Origin of the sequence: Methylobacterium gregans, from assembly GCF_022179245.1 — a bacterium.
Lineage (GTDB): Bacteria > Pseudomonadota > Alphaproteobacteria > Rhizobiales > Beijerinckiaceae > Methylobacterium > Methylobacterium gregans.
Map to the genome: position 1 here is coordinate 1 of NZ_BPQM01000034.1, position 17539 is coordinate 17539.

Annotated in this window: 14 protein-coding genes and 1 tRNA gene; 9 read left to right on the forward strand and 6 right to left on the reverse strand. The window is 67.1% G+C overall.

Features of this window, described 5'->3' with window-relative positions; translation table 11 throughout:
- Nucleotides 1–922 (reverse strand): flagellar hook-associated protein FlgK (gene flgK, locus MFF54_RS08610; RefSeq protein WP_238302194.1); only part of this gene is annotated, 922 nt, incomplete at its 3' end.
- A 41-nt stretch (nt 923–963) separates the two neighbouring features.
- On the reverse strand, nt 964–2433 hold the full coding sequence (locus tag MFF54_RS08615) for a flagellar hook protein FlgE (RefSeq protein WP_238302195.1): 1470 nt from the start codon (nt 2431–2433) through the stop codon (nt 964–966).
- A 237-nt stretch (nt 2434–2670) separates the two neighbouring features.
- Here MFF54_RS08615 and MFF54_RS08620 point away from each other — a divergent pair, with 237 nt between their 5' ends.
- Both MFF54_RS08620 and MFF54_RS08625 read left to right on the forward strand, forming a co-directional pair.
- Nucleotides 2671–3138: a BLUF domain-containing protein gene (locus MFF54_RS08620; protein WP_238302196.1), complete on the forward strand. Its 468-nt coding sequence runs from the start codon at nt 2671–2673 to the stop codon at nt 3136–3138.
- 54 nt (nt 3139–3192) lie between these two features.
- Nucleotides 3193–3648: a response regulator gene (locus tag MFF54_RS08625; RefSeq protein ID WP_238302197.1), complete on the forward strand. Its 456-nt coding sequence runs from the start codon at nt 3193–3195 to the stop codon at nt 3646–3648.
- Nucleotides 3649–3673: 25 nt separating this feature from the next.
- Here the strand turns inward: MFF54_RS08625 and MFF54_RS08630 are convergent, their stop codons facing one another.
- Complete coding sequence (locus MFF54_RS08630) at nt 3674–5293, reverse strand: peptide chain release factor 3 (protein ID WP_238302198.1); 1620 nt, start codon at nt 5291–5293, stop codon at nt 3674–3676.
- Between the two features lie 114 nt (nt 5294–5407).
- Entirely contained in the window at nt 5408–6151 is a 744-nt protein-coding gene (locus MFF54_RS08635; RefSeq protein WP_238302199.1) for an SDR family oxidoreductase, read from the reverse strand.
- A gap of 90 nt (nt 6152–6241) precedes the next feature.
- Between MFF54_RS08635 and MFF54_RS08640 the strand changes: the two genes are divergently transcribed.
- The 3 genes from MFF54_RS08640 (at nt 6242) to MFF54_RS08650 (ending at nt 9916) form a co-directional block, all read left to right on the forward strand.
- Nucleotides 6242–6316, forward strand: a tRNA-Gln gene (locus MFF54_RS08640).
- A 199-nt stretch (nt 6317–6515) separates the two neighbouring features.
- Nucleotides 6516–8297 carry a site-specific integrase gene (locus MFF54_RS08645; protein ID WP_238302200.1) on the forward strand — a complete coding sequence of 594 codons (1782 nt, stop codon included), beginning with the start codon at nt 6516–6518 and terminating at the stop codon, nt 8295–8297.
- 89 nt (nt 8298–8386) lie between these two features.
- A complete protein-coding gene (locus MFF54_RS08650) occupies nt 8387–9916 on the forward strand; it encodes a hypothetical protein (RefSeq protein ID WP_238302201.1) in 1530 nt (509 codons plus the stop codon).
- Here MFF54_RS08650 and MFF54_RS08655 read toward each other — a convergent pair.
- A complete protein-coding gene (locus tag MFF54_RS08655) occupies nt 9872–11548 on the reverse strand; it encodes a methyl-accepting chemotaxis protein (RefSeq protein WP_238302202.1) in 1677 nt (558 codons plus the stop codon). The two genes, MFF54_RS08650 and MFF54_RS08655, sit on opposite strands and share 45 nt — an antisense overlap.
- Nucleotides 11549–11795: 247 nt before the next feature.
- Between MFF54_RS08655 and MFF54_RS08660 the strand changes: the two genes are divergently transcribed.
- The gene (locus tag MFF54_RS08660) at nt 11796–12428 is read left to right on the forward strand and encodes a recombinase family protein (protein ID WP_238302203.1); all 633 of its coding nucleotides are present in this window, start codon (nt 11796–11798) and stop codon (nt 12426–12428) included.
- Nucleotides 12429–12493: 65 nt separating this feature from the next.
- Here the strand turns inward: MFF54_RS08660 and MFF54_RS08665 are convergent, their stop codons facing one another.
- Nucleotides 12494–13042 (reverse strand): hypothetical protein, encoded by a 549-nt coding sequence (locus tag MFF54_RS08665; protein ID WP_238302204.1) that lies wholly within the window; start codon nt 13040–13042, stop codon nt 12494–12496.
- A 270-nt stretch (nt 13043–13312) separates the two neighbouring features.
- Between MFF54_RS08665 and MFF54_RS08670 the strand changes: the two genes are divergently transcribed.
- The 3 genes from MFF54_RS08670 to MFF54_RS08690 form a co-directional block, all read left to right on the forward strand.
- The gene (locus MFF54_RS08670; RefSeq protein WP_238302205.1) at nt 13313–13675 is read left to right on the forward strand and encodes a plasmid mobilization protein; all 363 of its coding nucleotides are present in this window, start codon (nt 13313–13315) and stop codon (nt 13673–13675) included.
- A 2-nt stretch (nt 13676–13677) separates the two neighbouring features.
- Entirely contained in the window at nt 13678–15480 is a 1803-nt protein-coding gene (locus tag MFF54_RS27630; RefSeq protein WP_283206265.1) for a hypothetical protein, read from the forward strand.
- A gap of 232 nt (nt 15481–15712) precedes the next feature.
- Nucleotides 15713–17539 (forward strand): DUF6538 domain-containing protein (locus MFF54_RS08690; RefSeq protein ID WP_238302208.1); only part of this gene is annotated, 1827 nt, incomplete at its 3' end.

The following is a 17539-nucleotide window of genomic DNA, read 5'->3' on the forward strand; positions in this document are numbered from 1 at the left end:
CACCCTCCTGCCGCAGGCGGCGCTGCGCCTGCGGCAGGAGGGTGTCGCGCAGTTCCAGATTCGCCGCGATCGTGCCGGAGGACAGCCGACCGTCATCGCTCAGCGCGATGCGGGCGCCGCCCGGCATGTTGGCGATCAGCGTTCCGACGCTGCGCGTCTCGGGCGGGTCGTAGCTCGCATTCGCCGTGAGCGTCGGACGCCCGTCGAAGCTGAGGCTCGCGGCGACCCCGCGATCGACCAGGGTGATGCCCGAGGCGGTCATGACCGTGGCGGAGCCGTCGCGCTCGTTCGTGACGCGCAGGTCCATGTAGCCGGCGAGCTTGTTGATCTGCTGGTCGCGCTGGTCCTCCAGCGCCGCGCGGGTGCCGCCGTCCCCCGCCGTCTGCACCTGCACGTTCAGCCGGGCGATGCTCTCGAGCAGCGCGCTCGCGTCCTGCACCTGCCCGGTCAGCGTGTTCTCGATGCCGCTGCGCAGGTCCTGCACGCCCTGCGCGATGCTGCCGATCTTGGTGGCGAGCGCCTGCGCCGCATCGACCACGCTGCTGCGCGCCGCCGTCGAGGTCGGATTGATCGCCAGCGTCTGCAGGGACTGCGTGTAGCCGTTCAGCACGCCGTCGAGCGCCGTGGCGCTGCCGGGCACGCCGTAGAGCGTGTCGAGCTGCGCGAGGATGTCGGCCTTCGTGGCGGTGTAGCCGGAGCCCGCCGTCTCCATGCGAAGCTGCTTCAGGGCGGCGAGGTCGAAGCTGCGCGTGATCGCGCCGGTCGCCACCCCCGCGTTGTTGAGGCCTTGGGAGACCGGGCTCGTGGTGCGCTTGACGTAGCCCGCCGTGCCCGCGTTGGCGACGTTCTGCGAGACGAGCGCGATGGAGGCCTGCGTCGCCCGCAGGCCGGCCGTCGCCGTGTTGACCGCGTCGAGTCCCATCGCGTCGGCTCCCGTCGCCCGCTCTCACGCCTGCCGGAAGATCAGCGGACGATGTTGATGAGGTCGGACATCATCTGCTGAGCGGTCGACATGACCCGCGTGTTCGCAGAGTAGGCCTGCTGCGTTACGATCATCTTAGAGAACTCGTCGGCAATGTCGGTGTTCGACTGCTCGACGCTGCCGCCCTGGATGCTCGACCCGACGAGACCCGCCAGCGGCGGTCCGGAATCGTCCGTGGCCTTGTAGTTGCCCTGCGAATCCGGGCTCAGGCCGTCCGGGTTGGTGAAGCGGGCGATCGCCACGCTGGCCAGCGTGACCACGGACCCGTTCGAGAACGTCCCGACGATCTTGCCTTCGGAGGTGATCGACACGTCGTTGATGGTGCTGACCCCGTAGCCGTCCTGGCTCAGGGCATCCGTGCGCACGTCGCCGGTCGAGGACGCGAACTGGGTCAGCGTCGAAGCATTGAATTTGATGTTGACGCTGCCAACCTCACCGCCGTTGATCTTCATGTTGTCGATCGGCAGGATGCCGTCGGCCGGCTGGATCAGTTTGCCAGAACCGTCAAAGGTGACCGCCGTACCGGCGTTGATCCAAGTCGTGTCGCTCTCTGCTTTCGTCGTGTCGGAGGCGTAGAACAGGTTCCAGACTGCGTCCTGCTTCACCTTCGGCGGGGTCGCCGCCGCGTCCGCCTCCTGGGCGTCCTGGACCTTGGCCCAGCGCGTGTTGAGCGAAAGAGGAGCGCCCGTGCCGCTGTACACGGTGATCTTCGGTCCTGAGACGCTGCCGTCGATGAAGTTCGAGACGGCCTTCGGATCGGCGGTGCTGTTGGCGATGGAGAGCTGCGTCGCCGAGGTCTTTCCCTCGCCGGGATTGGCCGGGATGACGACTTGGGTGGCGAGGGCTGCTGCCTTCGCGGCGGCGTCGGCGCCGTTCGCTTGGTACAGGTAGTTCTTCGTGATGGCCGAAGTGGCGGTCACCGGCGAGAGCGGCAGATTCGCACCGTAGTTGATCGTGCTGGTCTTCTTCGCGGCAAGGGTGGTCTGCGCGAGCTTGATCGGCTGCTGCGTGCTGGATTGTCCGGTGGCCGGGTCGACGTTCTGGCCGAGCAGGAAAGCGCCGGCTCCGTTGACGAGATAGCCTTCCTTGTCGATCGAGAAGTCGCCGCGGCGCGTGTAGATGTCGGTGCCCGTGAAGGCCGTCTGACCGTTGGCGTCGCCGGTGCGCTTCTGCACCACGAAGAAGCCGTCGCCCTGGATCGCCATGTTGGTCGGCGTCTGCGTCGCGATGACGTTGCCCTGCATCGCGTTGGTGAGCCGTGCCTGCGCGAAGACGGAGCCCGCCGATTCGCGGTTCGGTGTCTGGTCCGCGATCAGGTCGACGAAGCTCGTGTCGATGCGCTTGTAGCCCGTCGTCTGCGAGTTCGCGATGTTCCCCGAGATGTTGCCGATGGCGTAGGACTGCGACTTCAGTCCCGAGACCGAGGTCTGCAACGCAGAAAAGATGTCCATGGCGGGCGGTTCCGTCAGCGGCCGGGCATTGGGCCTCGGTGCTCCGGCCGCAACCCCCGTGCCAGAGCCAAGGCGTTGATTTCCTTGGGCTGCCCGCCTTCCGGCCCGGCAGGAATGGCATGCGCGCCGGCGCCGCCCGGCAAAACCTGCCGGCTGCCGCTCGGGGCCGGCGGGGGGCGTTTACGGGCCGTTATCCGCCTGCTCCTAGGATGGGGGCCGATCGTCGGAGGGGCGAACATGCGCGGCAAGCGGACGACTCTCGTCCACCTGATCTACTTCTCGCGCCTCAGCCTGTCCTCCGAGCCGCAGCTGCGCACCAGCCAGATCGGGGACATCACCCGGCAGGCCCAGAAGAAGAACGAGTTCTCGGTGATCACGAGCTTCCTGATGATCGACCAGAACTTCGCCGCCCAGGTCATCGAGGGCGAGCGCACCCTGGTGCACGAGACCTTCAACCGCATCACCGAGGACCAGCGCCACCGCGACGTGCTGATCTGCGAGTGGCGCGAGATCCCCAAGCGGGAATTCGTGAGCTCGTTCAAGGTGGTGGTCCGTGGGGGGGCGAGCGAGGCGCAATTCGCCAAGGCGAACCTGATGCCGGCCTTCCAGCGCGGCACCCCGAAGGCCAGCGCGATCCTAGCCCTGGCGAGCGCGCTGCAGACCGACGCGATGTCCAAGCAGGGCATCGACCACCTGTTCATCTAGTTCGGGCAGGAGGCTCCCATTGCCCCGCCCGCTTCAGAGTCCGAGTAGACGCCGATGAGCGAGACGCCCCCTCCCATCCTCGTGGTGGACGACCAGGAAAAGCTCCTGCGCCTCGTCGTGATGCTGATGAACCGCATCGGCTTCCCCGACGTGGAAGGCGTCACGGACGGCCTCCAGGCGCTGGAGCGGATGCGCGAGCGCCGCTACGCGCTGGTGATCGCCGACCTGGAGATGGAGCCGATGGACGGGATCGCGCTGCTGCGCGAGATCCGCGCCGACGATGCCCTGATGAACACCCCCTTCATCCTGACGGAGGCGTCCTTCGATTTCGAGGACATCAACGTGGCCCATCAGGCCGGCGCGGACGCCTTCATCCTGAAGCCCTTCGACATGGCGGTGCTGAAATCGAAGCTCAAGCAGGTGCTGAACGGCAAGCCGCGCCGCCGCGAGGCGCCGGTCGCGGCCGAGACGAGCCTGAGCATGGATTTCCCGATGCTCGGCAAGTTCTGACGCGGACCGCGTCCGGCGGGCGGCCTCAGGCCGCCCGCTTCTGGTAGTCCTTGATGTCCGTGAAGCGCACCGCCGGGTAGCGCTCCTCCTCGTAGCGCAGCGAGAAGGCGGTGGTGGCCATGAAGACCGGGGCGCCGTCGAGGTCGCGCGCCATGCTGGAGCCGTGGCTGTCGACGAACTTGTCGAGCTCGGCCTCCGAGTCCGACGACACCCAGCGGCAGACCGAGAAGCGCGAGGTCTCGTAATCGATCGGCAGGCCGTACTCGGCGGCGAGCCGCTCCTTCAGCACGTCGAGCTGCAGCGCGCCGACGACCCCGACGATGGCCTGGGAGCCGTCCTGCGGCACGAAGACCTGCACCACGCCCTCCTCGCCCATCTGCTGGAGGGCTTCGCGGAGCTTCTTGGCCTTCATGGCGTCGGTGAGCTTGATCCGGCGCAGGATCTCGGGGGCGAAGCTCGGCACGCCGCGGAAGACGATCTCCTCGCCCTCGGTCAGCGTGTCGCCGATGCGCAGCGTGCCGTGGTTCGGGATGCCGACGACGTCGCCCGCGTAGGCCTCGTCCGCGATGGCGCGGTCCTGCGCGAAGAAGAACTGGGGCGCCGAGAGCGAGATCGGCTTCGCGGTGCGCACCAGCCGCGCCTTCATGCCCCGCTGCAGGCGGCCCGAGCAGACCCGCATGAAGGCGATGCGGTCCCGGTGGTTCGGGTCCATGTTCGCCTGAATCTTGAAGACGAAGCCCGTCATCTTCGGCTCGGACGGCTCGACGGTGCGCTTGTCGGCGTCCTGGCCGCGCGGCGGCGGCGCGAAGCGACTGAGCCCGTCGATCAGGTCGCGCACGCCGAAATTGCGCAGCGCCGAGCCGAAGAAGACCGGGGTGAGGTGCCCCTCGCGGAAGGCCGCGAGGTCGAAGGCCTTCAGCCCGCCCTCGGCGAGCTCCACCTCGTCGCGCCACGCCTGCGCGGCGCCGTCCTCGGTGAGGAGTTCGTCGAAGAGCGCATCGCCCGGGCCGGAGACGGGAATCGTGCCGGCATCGTCCGCGGCGTCCAGCCGGCGCACGCGGTTGCCGCCGAGCTCGTAGGTGCCCGCGAAGTTGCGCCCAAGCCCGATCGGCCAGGTGACGGGCGCGACATCGAGCGCCAGGGTCTTCTCGATCTCGTCAAGGAGGTCGAACGGGTCGCGGGCCTCGCGATCGAGCTTGTTCACGAAGGTGACGATCGGGATGTCGCGCAGCCTGCAGACCTCGAAGAGCTTGCGGGTGCGCGCCTCGATGCCCTTGGCGGCGTCGATCACCATCACGGCGGAATCGACCGCGGTCAGCGTCCGGTAGGTGTCCTCCGAGAAGTCCTCGTGGCCCGGCGTGTCGAGCAGGTTGAAGACGCAGTCGCCGTACTCGAACGTCATCACCGAGGTGACGACCGAGATGCCGCGCTCCTTCTCGATGCCCATCCAGTCCGAGCGCGTCGAGACGCGGTTGCGCTTGGCCTTCACCTCGCCCGCGAGCTGGATGGCACCGCCGAAGAGCAGGAGCTTCTCGGTGAGCGTGGTCTTGCCGGCATCCGGGTGGGAGATGATCGCGAAGGTCCGCCGCCGCGCCACGGGATCCGGGTTGGCGGGGTCGGTCTTCGTCTGGGTCTGCATCAGCATGGGGCGAGCTCGGGAAACCGCGGGTTCGGTCGGTCGATCGCGGCGGGTTCGGCGGTTAGGGCGCGGGTAACCCGCATGTAAGCCGATCGTCGTGTCAGCGCAAAAGCGGCGCGCTCAGCCCCGTCCGATCCAGGGCATCTGCGTCGCGGCGAGCGTCATGAACTGGACGTTCGCCGAGAGCGGCAGGCCCGCCATGTAGAGGACCGCCTCCGCGACGTGGCGGACATCCATCACGGCCTCGGCCTTCAGAGAGCCGTCAGCCTGCCGCACGCTCTCAGCGAACCCGCGCGTCATCTCGGTCTCGGCATTGCCGATATCGATCTGCCCGCAGGCGATGTCGTAGGGACGCCCGTCGAGCGCCGTCGCCTTGGTGAGGCCGGTGATCGCGTGCTTGGTGGCAGCGTAGGGCGCGGAATGCGGGCGCGGCACCTGCGCCGAGATCGAGCCGTTGTTGATGATGCGCCCGCCGCGCGGCTCCTGCGCCTTCATCATCCGGAATGCGGCACGCGTGCACAGGAAAGCGCCCGTGAGGTTCGTGTCGAGGCTTGCGCGCCAGTCCGCTAGATTGATCTCGTCGATGGGTGCGGCGCGCGTGAAGATGCCGGCGTTGTTGAAGAGCACGTCGAGACGGCCGAACGCGTCCTGCGTCCGGGCGAAGAGCCGCTCGACCTGATCCGGCTCGGATACGTCGGCCTCTACGATCAGGGGACCTCCCGTCATCGCGCCGGCCGTCTGTTCGAGCGTCGCCCTCCGGCGGCCGGACAGGACGACTCGGTAACCCGCAGCGTCGAAGGCCTCGGCCACGACGCGGCCGATCCCAGACCCGGCTCCGGTCACTATAGCGGCCCGCTCGGCCATCTGTCCGCTCCTGTGCTCGGCTCACTCCGCTCTTCTGCCCTTACCTGTTGCCATGCGTCCGATCCAGAGCTAGACAGCCTCGGCCTCCGGTGGGGCGTCGCCAAGTGGTAAGGCAGCGGTTTTTGGTACCGCCATTCCCAGGTTCGAATCCTGGCGCCCCAGCCAAATTTCTATTTCGTGTGATGCGCCCGTAGGTTAGGCGGAGCCACCCTTGGGTGGCGCCCGAATGGTCCACATCGCTGGTCCACATCGGGGCATCGGGGTGCGGCACGGGCACTACCTTCAGAAGCGGGGCGACCGCTACAGGTTCCGAGCGCGGCTCCCGGCTGGGATTGCGCCGTTCGCCCTACCAGGCGAGATTGTCGTGAACCTGAATACGAATTCGCGGCCCCTCGCCATCAAGCGGGCGCGGGCGCTGCGCGTGGCCCTGGATCCGCTCTTGACCAACCTCGCCCTCACCCTCGACCGTTCCGAAGCCGACCGACTGGTTCGTGGCTGGATCGACCGGCACGCCCAGGAGTGGGAGGTGAACATCGCGGCTACCGGCGGCCTTGCCTACTTTACGAAGGCCGAGGGCGAGGTGATGGGCCCCGCACAGTCGCGGGAAATGGACGACCTGATGCGGGTCGTCGGTGACATGTTCGTGCGTCCCCGGCTGAAGGCCACGATACAGGCGGCGCTCTCGGGGCGCTGCCCCGACGCTTCGCAGGACCTTGAACCCATCGTGGCAGACGCCATGGAGGACATCGCTCCGGAGATCGCCCGGGACAGCCCGGACGGCCATTTCCTCGCTCGCACGATCATGCGGGGGCTCGCCACCTTAATGGATGAGCGTGCTGAGGCCGAGTGCGGAAGTCTCACACCGGTACCACGCTACTCAGCGCCGCGCCGATCCGAAAAACAGGCTACTCCGCTACCCTCGACACCGTTCCTTTCCCGGTGGCCGGAGTTCGAGACCGCAAAGCGCAACGACGGCCGGTGGAAGTCGGACACGGCATCGAACGCAGCTTCATCCCGCAAGCTCTTCCTCGCCCTGATCGGAGATAAGCCGGCATCCGCGGTGAAGCGGCAAGATGCCTCGGAATGGCGTGCCCTCCTGTTCCGCGTCCCGCGGCTCTACGACAAGGCCCGCACGTGGCGCGATATGTCCGTACGCGAGATCATCCAGGCCGCCGACGCTCAGGATGCGGAGGGCGGGCCCAGTGGAAAGGCCTTGGCTCGCCTCAAGCTTGCTACCGTGGATAAGCACTTCGGCAATCTTCAGGAGTACTGGGACTGGTTGCACACGAATGGGCACGTTCCCCCGGGGGAGAAGAACCCATTCGAAGGGTTTATCCAATCGAAGCCCAAGGGGCGGCATGCCCGACACGAACGGGATGCTTGGCCGCAGGAGATGGTCGAAAAGCTCTTCACCTCGCCGGTCTTCTCGGGATGCAAGAATCTGCAACGTCGAACCGTTGCCGGACTGACGATCTACCGGGATGCCCGGTTCTGGGTCCCGCTCTGGGGGCGGCTCACAGGCGCGCGCGAGGATGAAATCTGCTCGCGGGTCGTAGGGGATATCGAGTTCGTCGCTGGCATCGCCGTCCTGCGCATTCGAGCCAGCAAGACCGTGGAAAGCCCGCGCGACCTGCCGGTCCCCGAAGCCCTGCTCCGCATGGGTTTCCTCGAACATAGGTACTACGGGCGCGACCCGCAGGAACCCTTATTCCCCGAATTGATCCCGCAAGGACCCGGCAAGCGCCGCTCTGCTGCATTCTCCGGATGGTTCACGTACTACAGGATGAGGACAGGGTCCTATAAAGAGTTGGTCGATTTCCATTCGTTCCGACACAACGTTTCGACAGACCTACAGAATATGCCTGGTCTAAATATGGGATGGGCCGATGAAATAACGGGTCACGACAGCCCTATACGGGCGAGCGAGCGCCAGCGTTATGCCAAAGGCGTTTTCATGAGCCACCTGAAGGCAACCTTAGACCGCATCGATATCGGGGTAGAACTTAGTCACCTCGACTACTTTGGCCCGCGCGGCTTGGCAGCACCAGGGGCTGCTGAGCAGCGGGCCGGGTTCGTCGCTCTCGCTGAACGAGACATGCAGTTGAAAGCAACGCGGGCGGCCAGGGCCAAGAAGGCACGGCGCTGACGGTCCCGAGACGCGCCCTCGACATATGCACGCGAATAGCCGAGCTTCGGTAACACCCTGCCACTGTGGCGGGCGTCCAAAGCTCGCCCATGCTCCTCGACCCTTCCTCCTCCGACCTCGACGTCCCGGACGAAGCCAACGCGTCCTCTGCGCCTTTCGTCCCCAGAAGACGGCGTCGGCGACGGCCGCGAAAGCTGCCTCTGTCCCGTACCGAGGAGGCTCAGGCTGATGCCCGCACCATCTCGATCCTGGAAGACTACGGGATCGACTTCCGGCCCGCGCAGGAGACCATCCTCGTGGCTGTCGCGACCGGAACCGCGTACCTCGTCAACGAGACGCGGGAGCGGCCCCTCTTCGCGACCCTAGCGCGGCGCAGGGCGGCCGCGATGGCCCTGTCGTTCGATGCCTTCGCTCAGGGCCGCGACCTCAGCCACCTGCGCCTCGTCGGCCTTCGACCTGCAAAATGCAAAGCCCGGCCAGGAACCTTGGCCCAGGCCCTATCTGACTTCGCACGGGTCTACGACCGACGCGTGGGGCGCCTCGTCACGGCCGGCATGATCAAGCCGGTGCTCTCCGTCGTCCACATCCGCTACGACGTGGCGCACGACCTCTGGGACATCCACGCTCATGCCCTGTGGGACGTGCGCGACGACAAGGTCGAGGCTGCCCTGATGGATCTCGGCGTCAAATTCTTCGACAAGTGGATAGACGAAGATAAGGTTGAACGCCCGGGCGCTGCGGCAAACTATTGCGCCTCTCGCGTCATCGACCATCGCGAGATCATGGCTTGGCCCGAAGAAGCCATCCTGGAATTGTGGAACCTACCCCGCGTCCGTCTGATGAAGCCGGCGGGGGAGTTCCGGAGGTTCCGCGGCACTCTCAAGGGCAAGGTGGTCCGGCGTGAGGGGAACCGCATCGTGATCGAGGATCGCCCGGACCCCGGCCCCCGCCGCAAGGCCAGCAAACGTCCAGGGCAGACCATGGAGGCCGGTCGCGTGGTCGCCATGACGAAAGCCCGGGTCCCAGGTGGGAAGACGCTGTGTGCGGTCGTAAAGCGACCACGGACGGAGAATCGTGCTGACGGAATAGAGGGGAGCCCCGCGGCCTCTTCGCGCGCACGCGAAGACCTCGCCTCCGGCGAGTACCGGCATAACTCCCCACCGGCCAATCCGACGCCGCGCGACTTGCTGAGCCCCGGCTCACTCGCCCCGAACGTCTCGCCCGCCTCCCGGCCCGTGAGAGCCGCCAGGAAGGCCACGAAGGTCCTTCCGCCCCGCAAGGCGTGGATGGTCAAGGCGTGGCCCCCAGGCCCCATCGGACGCCTTCCCAGGGCCATCGCCCGCCGACTTCCCGAACCCTCTTGCAAGGTCCGAGCCGTCCATTCATTTCCCGTGTCGGCCGAGCCCGTCCAGGACCGAACTCGTCTCCCTCCATCGGCAACCCCTTCTCTCAACCCACTCGCCAACACGGAGTGGGCCCCCTCGGGTAATCGGCCTTTGTGGTCAAGATCGTTCGGAGAGGCCGTCCGTGAACCAGAATCCCCCAGACCGGACCAAATCTCGGTGAAGGTCCGCTCAGGCTGCACGCACGGTTGCAAGGAAGCGACGGACTTCGGCTGATAAGTGTTCGGACTGGCGCGATAGCTCGGAGGCGGACGCGAGCACCTGAGAGGCGGCGGCGCCCGTCTCCTCCGAGGCTTTCGCCACGCTGACGATGTTGCTGGTCACCTCGGCCGTCCCGGTGGACGCTTGGGCTACGTTGCGGACGATTTCCTGCGTCGCCGCACCCTGCTCCTCGACCGCGGCGGCGATGGCGGTGGCCACGGAGTTGATCTCCCGAATTCGGCTCCCGATCCCGCCGATGGCAGTCACAGCCTGGTCTGTCACGCCCTGCACCTGACCGATGCGTTGACCGATCTCCTCGGTAGCACGCGCAGTCTGGCTCGCGAGTTCCTTTACCTCGGACGCCACCACCGCGAAGCCGCGGCCCGCATCGCCGGCGCGCGCCGCCTCGATGGTCGCGTTTAAGGCCAGGAGGTTCGTCTGCGAGGCGATGCTGGAGATCATGCCTACCATGGACCCGATTTGGTCGGCGGCTTGGCTGAGGGCCTGCACAAGGGTCGCCGTCTCGTCCGCCTCTGCGACGGCCTGCTGCGCGAGGCCGGACGAGTGCGACACCTGCCGGCCGATCTCGGCCACGGAAGTTCCGAGTTCTTCAGCCGCTGCCGCCACGGTGTTGACATTTGCCGAGGCTTCTTCAGCCGCGGCGGCGACGGTCGTGGACTGGCTGGCGGTCTCGGTGGCGGCCGAGGTCATCTGCTGGGCGGTCGCCTGCAACTCGGTGGCTGAGGACGAGACTATGCCGACGATGCCGCCAACCGCCGCCTCGAAGCTGTCGGCCATCTGGCGCATGGTCGCCTTGCGCTGCTCCTCGGCTGAGGCGCGGGCGAGCGCCGTCTCCGCTTCAAGCTGGCGGGTGCGGATCAGGTTGTCCTTGAACACCTCGACGGCGGCGGCCATCGCGCCAATCTCGTCGCGGCGGTGCCGGCTTGGCACCTCCACCGTCGTGTCGCCGCCAGCCAGGGCCTTCATGCTCGTCGTCATTCGGTCGATGGGCCGAGCGACGTGTAGAAAGGTGACAGCCATGGCGCCGAGCGCGCAGGCCGCTGCTAAACCAAGAGACAGCCAAGTCACAAGGACCGCTCGGGTCTCCGTTTCTGTGGCGGCCTGAACGGCAGTAGCAGCGCCACGTTTGTTCAGCAATATATCTTGGTTCAATAAGTCGACAGCCGCTTCGTAGATTTCGCGATGCTCTACGCGATACACCTTGAGCGCTGATGAACGGTCCGTGAGCGCAAGGTTGGCGCAGCGCTCCCAGACAGCCTTCATCTGCTTCCACTTCGCTTGGAACGCCTCGTACAGCGCCCGCTCCTCTGGTGAGGTAATCAAGGGCTGGTATGCCACTTCCAGCTCCCGCAGACGTGCTTGAATATTAACATCGCGTTGAAGCGCTTCGGCGCGACCAGCGTCTGTCTCGGCTGTTATAAGTCGATAGCCAGCCAAGCGGTCTTCAGCCAGGATACCTTGGAACTGACTAACAGTCTCGATAGATGGCATCCAGTTAGCCGTGATGTCATATACACGTTCGTGGATAGACCGGAGCGACAAGTAATTTACGGCGCTCTGAGCAAAAAAGAGAGCAGCGAGTAGGCCGAACAGGCCTATCAGCAGATTTTTAACCGTGAGGCGCATGACCTTAGTCCCGTAGATCGCCGAAAATGCTCGACCTTCCGGCGATACTACACCTTTAAGGTTGCTAAACCATTACCGACCCGGAAGCGGGTACAGTAGTCAGAGCTGGTGGTACGTCTGTTCGCAAGAGTTCATTTTGGGTATACCTCATTCGTACCATGCACGCGCTGGTTCATTTTCCGAGCTTGGCCGTTTCAAAGTGAACTGCTAGGATGTGAACCATCCTAACCGAACTCGGCGGTTCACCATGTTCGTTCGCGCCTACCTCCGTGCATCCACCGACGACCAGGACGCGTCCAGGGCGCGGGCCGATCTCAACCGCTTCGCCGCCGACCGCGGCCTGACCATCGCCGCGGCCTATGTCGAGAATGCGTCGGGCGCGAGCTTGGCTCGCCCGGAGCTCTTCCGCCTCCTCGCCGACGCCCATCCCGGCGACGTTCTGCTGGTGGAACAGGTGGACCGCCTCTCCCGCCTGACCACGGCCGACTGGCAACGCCTGAAGGCCGAGATGGCCGCCCGCCACGTTCGCGTCGTCGCCCTCGACCTGCCTACCTCCTGGATGATGGCGAGCGCTGAGACCGACCCGTTCACCGGCAGGATGTTCGACGCGATCAACGGCATGATGCTCGACATGCTCGCGGCGGTGGCGCGCAAGGATTACGACGACAGGCGCCGCCGCCAGGCCCAGGGTCAGGCGAAAGCCAAAGCGGCCGGGCTGTACAAGGGCCGCGTCGAGGACGTGGAGCGCAACGCCGGCATCGTCGCCCTGCTGGAGGCGAGGAAGTCTTGGTCCACGATCCAGGCAGCCACGGGCTGTAGCCGGGCGACCATCGCCAAGCTCGCCAAGCGCTTGAAGGCGGCGGAGGTCAGCGCGGCTTGAGGGGGCGGTCGCCATCGGGCTCGGTGAAGCCAGACACCCTGGCAGCGCACCGCTCCTCGTGGCCCTCAAGGGAAATCGATGGAGACCAGGGCGCTAGCCGCCACGGCCTCTTCGAGGATGGCGTCCAGGTCGATGGGGTCCGGGCCTGGCGCGGGTCCTTCCGGCGGCATGTAGGGAAGATCCGCGTCGAGGTCTTCCAGCCGCGGCAGTGCTTGGCCTGGCACCACCCGCACCAAGGCCAGCGCCCAGGCCAGGACCAGGATGGCGCGGGCTTCGACATCGAGCCGTTCCGCCCAAGCCACGATGTCCGGTGTCGCGCCGCCGGCCAGGAACCGCCGGCTCAGGGCCGTAGGGTCCCCTTGGCGCCCGGCTGGCTGCGGGCGCAGTAGCAGGCCGGCCCGATCCAGTAGGCCGCCGACCGCCCTACGCTGTGCCGTCGTCGTGTGGGTGAGGAACAGGCACCGCAAGGCCGCCGCCTTCTCGACTGGCTCAAGGTCGCGGCGGGCGAGGATGCGGCCGCAGGGGTCCAGCGTCAGCCGCATGAAGGTCTCGGCGGCCGGGTCCCACCGGATCGCCACCGTCCTCATCGTGGTCTCCGTCGCGCCCTCGGTCATGCCGTCCCACCCAATCCTCCAGGTGCGAGGATGGTGCCGAGCAGGTTCCGACGCCGCAAGGTGATACTGGGTTAAGGAAGCGATGGGGGTGGCAGTTGCTGGCACCCGGCATGCCCGCCGTTATCGCCAGATCTCGGCATGCTCCGGTGTCACCTTGTCGAATCGATGCGAACGCCGATCCTGTTCAGGAAAGCCCCTGAGAGCCAGCAATGCCCGGTATGACCGGGCAACTGGCCAAGGGGGCGTACCGCCCCCTGTGGAACCCCCGCCATGGCAACCGACACGACCCCTCTGGCCCTCTGCGAAGTTGTGACCCTGAAACTTCGGCCCGACGAGCGCGCGGCCTTGCGCGCCACCGCAGCCAGCCTCGGCGTCGGGCCCTCGTCCTACGCCGCGGACGCGGTGCGCCGTGCCCTGGGGACGGAGCGCCGCCGCCCCCTGCCACAGCCGCGCTCGGCCCTCACCGAGGCGGTCCGCGAGGCCACCGGCGCCCTCGGCCGGCTCGGCAACCTCGTCAACCAGGTCGCCCGGCGGGCGAACCTCGGCCAGCCCGCCCAGGCGGCGGAACTGGCCGCGATCCGCGCGATGCTGGCCGCCATCGACGCCCGGCTCGGCGCGGCCCTGGAGGCGTGATCATGCAGCACGTCCGTCACGGGCGCACCGCCCGCGATGCCCGGAACCTCTCGCGGCATCTCCTACGTCTTGACGGCAACGCCAGCGTCGCGGTCGTGCGCATCATCGGCCTCGCCGCCACTGACTTGCCGGGAGCACTCGCCGCGATGCGCCGCCTCGCCCCGCGCACGGCCGCGGCGGCCTTCCACCATATCAGCCTCGCCCCATCAGGGACCTGCTCGGTCGCGGACCTGAGCGCCGACGCCGACCGGGCGATGCGCGAGATGGGCGCAGACCCCGCGATCCACCCGCACGCCCTCGTCGTCCACGGCAAGGCTTCAGTCGCCGGCCGGGCCCCCTGCCACGCGCATCTGGTCGTGGCTCATTGGGGCCTGGAAGGGCGGGCGCTGGACGACAGTTGGCTGCACCTGCGCCTGGAGCGCGTCGCCCGCGAGATCGAGCACGACCGCGGCGAGCCCCTGACCCCCGGCCGCCACGACCGGGCCTTGGCCAGGGCCCTGCGCGCTCGGGGCCGGCCCGAGGTCGCCGCCGCGCTGGAGGCAGCAGCCGCGGACGGCCCGCCGCGGTCGGCGACCACGCCCGGGGCGCGTCAGCGGCTGCGCCGGGCGGGGGTGGACGACGTGGCGGCCCGCGCCGCGGTGAAGGCGGCATGGGCTGCCGCGACCGGGCCGACTGCCCTCCGGGACGCCCTCGCCGGGGCCGGCCTGTCCCTCGCCCCGGGCGGGAAGCCAGGCGTCTGGACCGTCCTCGCGGCCGGGGGCGCTGTCGTCGGCGCCCTCGACCGCATCGTGAAGCAGAAGCGGGCCGTCGTGGCCACGCGCATGGAGGAACCTGATGACCGCATTGACCCCACCTACCTCTCCGTCGCTGCCCCAATCCCCGCCGCCCTCCCAGGAGATCCTGAGCCGGACCCGGATCATCGACACGCGCACGGACCGGCTGATGGCGCTCCTCGACCTGTTGGAGATGCGGGAGGGACCGTCACCCCTGGAGGCCCTGCGCGAGACGCTGGTAGAGATCCTGGTGGCCCAGCGCGAGGCGGGGGACCGGCTCGCTCGGATCGAGGGAGCCCTGCGGCTGCCGGCCCAGCCCCCGCGCCCGGCCGCAGGAACCGGATCCGCGAAGCCGCCGCCGCGCACCGCCTCGCCCGCGGCCTGAACCTCACCGGGATCCGCGAGGAGGCGGCACGGCGCTATCTCGCCGCGCGGCTAGCCGAGCTTGAGGGCGTCTACCGCCGGGCATGTCAGGAGCGCGACGCAGCGCGGGCGCCGCTCCCGGAGCCCGCGGCGGTCGCTGAAGCGCGGGCTCTGGAGGCGCAGGCGGGGGAGGAGGCCCGGCGTGTCCATGCCGAGGCCGAGGCGGCGGAAGCGCGGCGGGCCGCGCTGGCGGCCCTTACACCGACCGGGTGGCGGCGTCCGTGGTGGTGGATGCGGGGCTGGCTGAGGCCCCACCTGGCGGCCCTGGCGGAGGCGACAACTGCGGCCCGCAATGCCCGGGACATGGCGGTGGTGCATGCCCGGATCGTCAGTGGGCGGGCATTCGGGGTCGAGGTTGAGGTCGAGAAGGCGATGCGCCGCCGCCCGACCGAGGTGCAGCTGCGGCGCGAAGCCGAGGCGAGGGCCGTCCGCACGATGGAGCACGCGGCGATTGCAGCCGACCTACTGCGCGCCGACCCGGACCGCGGAGCCCTCCCGGTCCCTGATCTGTTGCGTCTGGCCGAGACGGAGCGCCGCCGTAGGCAGGTGGTCGAGGATGCCCGCGAGGCCCTGGAGGTATCCAGTGGGCCCCAGATGGGGCCCCGTTGACCCGGCCCAGGTTTGTGGTCCACATGGTGATACTGGACCAAACGGAGCGCCGCCTAACCTTAAGCCCGCTCGCGAATTTGGAACCTGGCTGGGAGTCCTGGCGCCCCAGCCAAAGGCTCAAGATTCTCAGCCGACCGTTGATTCTCCGGCTGTTTTCGGACCCGCCCGGGCCGACCGCTCCGTCCAGGTCCACTCGGGAGGTCCACTCGCCTGGACGGCAGGAATTCCTGCCTTGCCCCGCACCCACCTCCGCCGTCGCCGACAAACGGTCTTTTTTCGCCGTATCATCCCCCACGACCTGCGCCAGCGGTTCGGTCAGCATGAGATCCTGCGCTCCCTCGGCCACGCCACGCCCGGCGAGGCCCGGCGGATGGCGCAACGCTTGTGGGATGGGACAGAGACCTTGTTCACCCTCGTCCGTTTCAACCGGTCGCTCACACGCGCCGATATCGCCCGCCTCGCCGAGCAACATCTCGAAACGCAGGCCCTCACGCACGATAAGATGGTCGGCAAAATCGGGCGGTATCCCAAGCCCGAGGATCTTCGAGCCTCGGACGACGCTGCCTCCGGAGCCGCGCCAGGAGACGAAGCCGATCCAGAAGAAGGCTCGGACGTGGTCCTCAATGACCCGGCCGCTTGGATTTTCCTCTATGAAAGTCGCCTGGACGGTCTCAAGCGCGACCGCGCGGTCAACAACTTCGCCGCCGTTCGCGGCAAGGCCCAGGAACTCGCGCTGAGCAACGAGATCGATCTCGAGAGCAGTTCGGAAGAAGGCGCACTGTGCCGCGCCCTGCTCGATGTCGAGATCACGATTGCCGAGGAGAAGCTGGCCTATCTGCAGGATGCTGTACTGCCCTACCATCCCCTGCACGAAAACCGCGTTCGCACGGTTCAGGCCCCGGTCGAGGCCGTCAAGACGGCATCGCCATCGACGCTGCGGCACGGGCAAAAACTCTTCAGCGCGTGCTGGGAGACCTATGGCCGAGATCGTGTTCTGCACGGCGACTGGAAGCCGTCGATCGAACGCCAGTGCCAGTCAACGGCGCGCTTGTTCGTCGAGATCTGCGGGGACAAACCGCTGGGCGAGTACGGGCCGGCCGATGCCGCTCAGTTCAAGCGCGCTATGCTGGCGCTACCGGCCAACTACGATAAGAACACCGAATGGCGTAAGATTCGGCAGCGGATCGGCATCCGGGGCTTGATCGAGCATTGCAGCGGTCGATCCGACGTCGACCTGCTGAAGCCCCAGACCTTCAACCGGCACCTCGCAGCCTTATCCGGGCTCTGGCCGTGGGCTCAGAGCAACGAAGTCGTTGCCAAGGGCCTACCCTCGATCTTCGAGGGCCTTCACATCAACCTGAGGCGCGCGCGAGGACGGCATCACAGGGCCCGAGACGATCGGCCGATGTGGAATCATGCCGAACTCGTAGCTGTGTTCAATGCACCTTTGTTCACCGGCGTTCGAAGCCGACGGAGCTGGAAGATACCGGGGCCGCACGTCCTGTGCGATGAACGCTACTGGGGCATCCTCATCGGCAGTCACAGCGGCATGCGTCGTGGCGAGATCTTCCAGCTCCGCGTGCGGCACGTGGTCCAGGATGCGGAGACCGGGATCTGGTACTTCAATCTCAAGGAGCGGTCTCTTCAGCTGAAAGCTGAGGGCAGCGCCCGATGGATCCCTCTACATCAGAACCTGCTGAGACTGGGCCTCATCGAAGCGCTGGTCGTGGGCCGAGGAGAGCACGAATTTCTATTGCCCGAGGGCGAGGTCGGCGCCGAGGCAAAGGACGCTCTCGATGACGGCGATGACACGGCATACGGCAGCGCCTTTGGGAAGTGGTTTCAGCGCTTCAAGTCGGAGTATGGCGCGCGGAAGGATGTGGTGTTTCATTCCTTCCGACACTCGGCCACCACCCTCCTTCTGAACGCCGGGGCCCAGAGGGAATTCGTGGAAGAGCTTATCGGTCACGAGAGTATGGCGAGACGCTCTGAGATAGGTCGATACAACAAAGGCCAGACCCTGGTGCTGCTCAAGGAGGTCGTCGATCGACTGGTTCTG